This window comes from Paraflavitalea pollutisoli (genome assembly GCF_029360705.1).
Classification (GTDB): domain Bacteria; phylum Bacteroidota; class Bacteroidia; order Chitinophagales; family Chitinophagaceae; genus Paraflavitalea; species Paraflavitalea pollutisoli.
Window position 1 is genome coordinate 989,317 of record NZ_JARKMX010000014.1, and the last position, 6,346, is coordinate 995,662.

General features: G+C 47.7%; 8 protein-coding genes. 2 read left to right on the forward strand and 6 right to left on the reverse strand.

What is annotated here, in order from left to right; genetic code table 11:
* The first annotated feature begins 35 nt into the window (after positions 1-35).
* The gene (locus P2W70_RS34315) at positions 36-1,103 is read left to right on the forward strand and encodes an RluA family pseudouridine synthase (RefSeq protein ID WP_276486150.1); all 1,068 of its coding nucleotides are present in this window, start codon (positions 36-38) and stop codon (positions 1,101-1,103) included.
* Positions 1,104-1,150: 47 nt separating this feature from the next.
* On the opposite strand, the gene P2W70_RS34320 is transcribed toward P2W70_RS34315, so the two are convergent.
* The 5 genes from P2W70_RS34320 to P2W70_RS34340 all read right to left on the reverse strand — a co-directional run bounded on the left by P2W70_RS34320 (position 1,151) and on the right by P2W70_RS34340 (position 4,852).
* Complete coding sequence (locus P2W70_RS34320) at positions 1,151-2,086, reverse strand: hypothetical protein (protein WP_276486151.1); 936 nt, start codon at positions 2,084-2,086, stop codon at positions 1,151-1,153.
* A gap of 82 nt (positions 2,087-2,168) precedes the next feature.
* On the reverse strand, positions 2,169-2,747 hold the full coding sequence (gene def / locus P2W70_RS34325; protein ID WP_276486152.1) for a peptide deformylase: 579 nt from the start codon (positions 2,745-2,747) through the stop codon (positions 2,169-2,171).
* A gap of 154 nt (positions 2,748-2,901) precedes the next feature.
* On the reverse strand, positions 2,902-3,315 hold the full coding sequence (gene ruvX / locus P2W70_RS34330) for a Holliday junction resolvase RuvX (protein ID WP_276486153.1): 414 nt from the start codon (positions 3,313-3,315) through the stop codon (positions 2,902-2,904).
* Positions 3,315-4,265 carry a UbiA-like polyprenyltransferase gene (locus P2W70_RS34335; RefSeq protein WP_276486154.1) on the reverse strand — a complete coding sequence of 317 codons (951 nt, stop codon included), beginning with the start codon at positions 4,263-4,265 and terminating at the stop codon, positions 3,315-3,317. Before P2W70_RS34335 ends, ruvX begins: the two co-directional genes overlap by 1 nt.
* A 20-nt stretch (positions 4,266-4,285) precedes the next feature.
* Positions 4,286-4,852 (reverse strand): RNA methyltransferase, encoded by a 567-nt coding sequence (locus P2W70_RS34340; RefSeq protein ID WP_276486155.1) that lies wholly within the window; start codon positions 4,850-4,852, stop codon positions 4,286-4,288.
* A 104-nt stretch (positions 4,853-4,956) separates the two neighbouring features.
* On the opposite strand from P2W70_RS34340, the gene hxpB reads away from it, so the two are divergent.
* Positions 4,957-5,613: a hexitol phosphatase HxpB gene (hxpB, locus tag P2W70_RS34345; RefSeq protein WP_276486156.1), complete on the forward strand. Its 657-nt coding sequence runs from the start codon at positions 4,957-4,959 to the stop codon at positions 5,611-5,613.
* Between the two features lie 418 nt (positions 5,614-6,031).
* Here the strand turns inward: hxpB and P2W70_RS34350 are convergent.
* A partial coding sequence (locus P2W70_RS34350; RefSeq protein ID WP_276480867.1) for a group II intron maturase-specific domain-containing protein occupies positions 6,032-6,346 on the reverse strand: 315 nt, incomplete at its 5' end.

Genomic DNA, 6,346 nt, shown 5'->3' on the forward strand with positions numbered 1-6,346 from the left:
CGATATCTTACCTTTGCGCAAATTCCCTGGCATTCATGAGCAAAAATGACATAGAGCTGGATAATGAGTTGGACGATAGTTCAGAAGGTTCCGAGGAACTGTATGAACGCATGAACCTGGTGGTGGACCGTGGCCAGGAGCCCATGCGGCTCGACAAATTTCTCGTACAACGCATTGAAAATGCCTCCCGCAACAAAGTACAACAGGCTATTGAAAGTGGCCGGGTGTTGATCAATGGCAAACAGGTTCAATCGAACCATAAGATCAAGCCAGGCGAAGAGATCATCGTTTATTCCGACAAAGAAGTAAAGGGCGAGGATATTGTTCCCGAAAAAATGCCCCTGAACATCTTTTATGAAGACGACGAGATCCTGATCATTAACAAGCCGGTAGGCCTGGTGGTTCACCCCGCCAGCGGCAACCCCCGCGGCACCCTCATCAATGGGGTGGCTTATCACCTGCTGCAGCAGAATGCCGACCTCAACACCGAGGTATTACCTCGTTTTGGACTCGTACACCGCATCGACAAAAACACAAGCGGGCTAATGGTACTTGCCAAAACAGATAAAGCTGTCGCCAGCCTGGCCAAGGAGTTTTTCAACCATACCATACACCGCCAGTACATTGCCCTGGTATGGGGCGATGTAGCCGAAGACAGCGGAACCGTCAATGCGCATATCGGCAGACACCAGCGTTTCCGCAAGATGTTCGATGCCTACCCCGACGGCGAATATGGAAAAGAAGCGATCACACACTATAAAGTGCTGGAACGTTTTGGATATGTGACAATGGTACAATGCGAACTTGAAACAGGACGTACGCACCAGATCCGTGTGCACATGAAGCATATTGGTCACCCCCTCTTCAATGATGAGATTTACGGAGGCAACAGGATTGTTAAAGGCACGGTTTTCAGCAAATACAAACAGTTTGTCGACAATTGCTTTGCACTGTGTCCACGCCATGCCCTGCATGCCAAGACACTTGGTTTCATTCATCCGAAAACGCGCAAAGAAGTTGTATTCAACAGTGAGATACCGGACGATATGTCGCAGCTGATCACGAAGTGGAGAAATTATGTGCAGGTGAAGAATATCATATAGCAAAAACTCAATTGCCCAATACAAACCGCCACAACGATGGCGGTTTGTTATTTATTGAAGTCGAACAGTGTGGCAGTAAACACCGCATTTTCCCGCTTTTTTAACACTACTCCCCAACTACCGTTGTAGCGAAGCACTTTGGGCACCAGGTACTCTTTGTATTTTGTCATCTCCGCTTCCATGTGTACGTCGAAGCGGTAAACACCGGCGCTGTAGCTAAGATCATAGTTACGGGCGACAATGTCCCAGTTATCGATATTGAACCAGGTGGTCATCTCATTGATAACGATCTTGTCTTTTTCGCCGCTGCTGAGGTCGGCCCTGGGCAACAGTTTGAAGATATAACACATCTGCCCCTGAAAAGTATTCATATCGATGATGTAGTCATACAACTTGCTGACCTCTTCGTCGAATACAGCGATCTTGTTGCCAATAAACGGTATCCCGGGGATCTTCTTGCCAGGGTTGAAGAACAGCATTTTCAGTTGTTCCTTATGCTTCTCGATGCCACTCTTATTTTGGGTATTGAATTCATGTCCCTTCACAATATTGGTCTCTCCGCAAACAGTATCGCGGGCAAAGAACAAACCGGCATATAGATTGGCTGTATAATAATTGAAATTGTGGTCCTTATCATACATGTCACCGGTAGTCTTCTCTTCCAGCACTTTCATCCAGCGACAGTTGTCTTTGACCAGCTGCTGGGTGCGGCTGTTGAGCGTCGCTTTCACCACATCGCCCTTTTTCTCCAACATGCGGATATCATTGAGCGCCGTATAACCCAACACCTTCAGGTTGCGGAAAGCTTTATAGAACGTGGTGTCCTCTTTTACACGATCGATGAACGCCGGAACATTGAGATTACTGCGCACCACCACTTCCTTCAGCGTTACAGATTTTTTATTGACGGTAACGGAAGAATCTTGTTGCGCCCAGGCGCCGGTGCAAAAAAGGATAGCAGGCAGTAGAGCCAGTAATTTCATTGCTGTAATATAACCATTCCCGAATACACGACCATCGATGGCGGGTACTATTAAGCAGCTTTTAAGGAATGTTAGCGACTTGTTATTTTGAGAAGGTCATCTTGTAGTCGACCCTGATTTTTCCCTTGGTGATATCATCGAGTTTTCCTTTCAGCAACTTGCGCTTCAACGGTTTCAGGTAGTCGATGAAAAGTTTGCCTTCGATATGATCGTATTCGTGGAGTATCACACGGGCAGTTATGCCATTGAACGTTTTTGTTTGGGGAACAAAGTTCTCATCTACATATTCAAGCGTTACTTCTTCAGGACGGCTAACATCTTCGCGGATCTTGGGAATGCTGAGACAGCCCTCATTATAAGCCCACTCTTTACCGTTCAACGCAGTAACGTGTGCATTGATGAACACCTGCTTGATACCGGGTTCGTCAGGGTATTGGCCCTTTTCATCCTCTTCCTGGTTTTCGAAGATCTGCGCACTGTCTACCACAAACAGACGGATATCCCGGTTGATTTGCGGTGCAGCCAACCCTACTCCGTTGCTGGCATACATGGTCTCCCACATGTCTTCGATCAACTTCGACAAATTCGGATAGTCGGGTGTAATATCCTTGCTTACAACACGTAATACCGGAGCTCCGTAGGCAACAATGGGGAGGATCATGTTTTTGAACTTAAATGCTTGATTATTCGATTGTTAAATTCTGGTGCGAATGGCAAATATACACCAAAAATGCCATTTAGCAGGCCTTAGCTTACCAAGACCGGCCAAAGTAGTGGGTCTTCCGGTCACAACCGGAATAGCCCGTTTGATAGGTTTAGCTGATACGTTGCAGGTATTCCTGCAGCATGATGGTCGCGGCGATCTCATCTATCAATGCCTTATTACGGCGTTGCATTTTTTTCAATCCCATCTCGATCATAGCCTGGGAAGCCATCTTGGAGGTATAGCGCTCGTCTACAGTCTTGAGTGGCATTGTCGGAAACGCCTTCTTAATTCTTTCGATAGCCTTTTTCACCAAAGGCGTTGCATGCGTATCCGAATCATCCCAGTTCTTCGGCTCACCAATGATGATCAACTCCACCTGTTCCCTGGAAAAATAGTCTTTCAGAAAGGGAATCAACTTAGGCGACTCAATGGTCGTAAGACCGGTTGCAATGATCTGGAAAGGATCTGTTACGGCAATGCCGGTCCTTTTACCACCATAATCTATAGCGAGGATACGAGCCATTATATAATCGGATAAGACTTTACAATTAAAAGATCGGCAATCACAAATACCGCAAACACGACACTGGCAATACCATTCGCCGTCATGAAAGCAAGGTTCACCCTGCGTAGGTCATTGGGCTTCACAATAGAGTGCTGATAGATCAGCATGCCGGTAAAAACAACAATACCGATCCAGTACAACCAATGGAATCCACCCACAAAACCCGCCGCTATAACACAACCAGCGCTCAGTACATGCAATCCTTCAGATACACGAAGCGCTCTGGCCTTACCCAGCCACGCAGGAATCGAATGCAGTTTATTGGTGCGGTCAAATTCTTCGTCCTGTAAGGCATAGATGATGTCAAAACCACTCACCCAAAATACAACAGCAAAAGAGAACAGGATAGGCAATATCGCAAAATGCCCCGTGACCGCCAGGAAAGCACCAATAGGCGCCAGCGATAAGCCAACTCCCAATACCAGGTGGCACAACGGCGTAAAGCGCTTGGTATAGCTGTAAAACAATACAACGAAGAGTGCTACCGGCGAGAGATAAAAACAAATACGGTTGATGAACCAGCAGGTAATGACAAAAAGGATACAGTTCACGATGGTGAACAGCAACACCCGGTCAGCATTCAAAATGCCGGCAGGAATTTCACGGATAGCTGTACGTGGGTTCTGCGCATCAAAGCGACGATCGAGGTAGCGGTTGAAAGCCATAGCTGCACTACGCGCAAAGACCATACAGAGCACCACCAACAGCAGCAACAAACCAAGACTGCCCACCCAATTGCCTTCAATCCGATACGCTGAGGATACAAACTCGCCGCTGGCCGGAAGTTGGCCGGCAATATCGTCAAACAACGTATAGACGCCCAGGGTAAACCCGATCAACGCAAAGGGCATCGCAAAAATGGTATGCGAAAACTTAATAAGCGATAAGTAATTCTTTATAGTAGACATTGTTCTGATTTCAAATTCGATTAGTTCGCTCCTGCTGCTGCCTGGGCGGTTTTATGGGCTTCGATACGCGTACGCACCAACTCCCACAACACGATACCAGCTGCCACAGAAATATTCAGGGAATGCTTCATGCCCAATTGAGGGATTTCGATACAGCCGTCGCAGGCTTTGATGACCTCGGCCTCTACCCCGGCTACCTCATTACCAAATACAATGGCCAGTGGCACGTCGGACTCTTGGTCAAATGCCTGTAAGGATACACTGTGCTCAACCTGCTCGATCGCCCATATACGGTAACCAGCCTCCCGCAATGACTGCACGGCCTCGATCGTCGTCGCAAAATATTGCCACGTTACTGTTTCGGTAGCACCCAGGGCTGTCTTGTGAATATCGCGATGGGGAGGTTGCGGCGTATAGCCGCATAAATAAATACCCTGTAAGAGAAAAGCATCGGCGGTGCGAAACACACTACCAACATTGTGCATGCTGCGGATATTATCCAGTACTACGATTATGGGTATTTTGTCCGACCCCCTGAATTCCGACACAGATTTCCGGTTCAGTTCGTCCATGCTCAGTTTGCGCATCCTGCAAAGGTAGTAAAGGATGTACAGTTTTAACACCCATCCTTTCGTCGTCCGCCCTATCGGGTGTATTTTTGCGGCCTCTAATAAACAGTAAGACAGGAATTATGAAACCAACGACCGTTATTTTCGACATGGATGGCTTGCTCATTGATTCTGAACCATTATGGGAAGAAGCCGGCAAGGAAACCCTGGCAGAATTCGGAGTTAGCCTGACCGACGAGCAATATCATTTCAGCACGGGTTTGCGTACCAAAGAGTGGGTTGATTGGTGGCTGACCTGGTTCAACATCGATAAAAAGCATGCGCTGACCGCCGAGCTTACCATTGTCAAAAAGGCAATAGATAAAATCGGTACACATGGCATTGCATTGCCTGGTGCCCTCGAAATATTCCCATTTCTCAAAGAAAGAGGTTACCGCATAGGGCTGGCCACTTCCTCTCCCCTCGCCCTCGTGCGGGTCGTGGCAGAAAAACTACAGATCAATGATTACCTGCAGGCAATTGCCTCCGCAGAGGAGTTGAAATATGGCAAACCGCATCCACAGGTATACCTCGACTGCGCCGACGCCCTCGGCGTATCACCGCTGGAATGTGTATGCTTTGAAGACTCCTTCAATGGTATGATCGCCGTGAAAGCAGCAAGGATGAAATGTGTGGTTGTACCCGCAAAACACCATCAGCACCAAACGCGCTGGGATGCTGCTGATATCAAGCTCACTTCTTTGCTCGACGTCAACGACGAAATGCTGGAAAAACTGTAATCTGAGGGGAAACTACAACATGTAGGGTTTAGTCCGTTGGCGGTTTAGGAACTGCAATGGAAAAAACAGATCAACATGATGATTACCATCAGCAAGTAAAAGGGTTGCATCTTTTTGTTCTTCATAAGGAAATTTTGACCAGTTAGCGTTGACCTTCCGTATGAAAAAGCACAGGTTGTTGGGAAACGTTGGACTATAATCAGAGCCGGGCAAGGCTGCCCAAATGTTGCTACTAATGATGATGCGTTAGAATGGGAAGACCAAGGTACAATATTCCCGTTATTCAGCGTCAATCCGATCAAATTTAATCTTTATACATCGACCCGATTCGGGTGATAAGAAAGTGAGTAGGAGGCGCGGTTTCTGCCGCGCCGTCCCCTCCAGCCACCGTACGTACGGACCCGTATACGGCGGCACATCAGAGTAAAAACGTTGGAAGGGTACTTAATTCCGTAAGGGATAGGTACCCTTCTCTTTTGAGTAAAGAGCTGTTCAGTGCCCGTTTCAGGATAGGACTGTGACTCAGCCGCCAATAGCCTTTACGACTATTGCCCCATTGATAAGCCTGCCAGTCGGGCGTCCCCAAACTGACGAGCTTTTTCACCCGGGTCGACGGCAGCTTCCATTGCTTCCAGTAGCTTTGTCGAAGGCGGCAGCGAACCCACTTATCAAGTTCGACATATACGCTCTTTGCCTCGTTCAGTCTGAAGTACTGTACCCAACCACGGTTCAA

Bases quoted from the DNA above. Each gene is read 5' to 3' on its own strand.
- hxpB (WP_276486156.1), top strand. From the start codon at position 4,957: ATGAAACCAACGACCGTTATTTTCGACATGGATGGCTTGCTCATTGAT.
- P2W70_RS34315 (WP_276486150.1), top strand. From the start codon at position 36: ATGAGCAAAAATGACATAGAGCTGGATAATGAGTTGGACGATAGTTCA.
- ruvX (WP_276486153.1), bottom strand. From the start codon at position 3,315: ATGGCTCGTATCCTCGCTATAGATTATGGTGGTAAAAGGACCGGCATT.
- def (WP_276486152.1), bottom strand. From the start codon at position 2,747: ATGATCCTCCCCATTGTTGCCTACGGAGCTCCGGTATTACGTGTTGTA.
- P2W70_RS34320 (WP_276486151.1), bottom strand. From the start codon at position 2,086: ATGAAATTACTGGCTCTACTGCCTGCTATCCTTTTTTGCACCGGCGCC.
- P2W70_RS34340 (WP_276486155.1), bottom strand. From the start codon at position 4,852: ATGCGCAAACTGAGCATGGACGAACTGAACCGGAAATCTGTGTCGGAA.
- P2W70_RS34335 (WP_276486154.1), bottom strand. From the start codon at position 4,265: ATGTCTACTATAAAGAATTACTTATCGCTTATTAAGTTTTCGCATACC.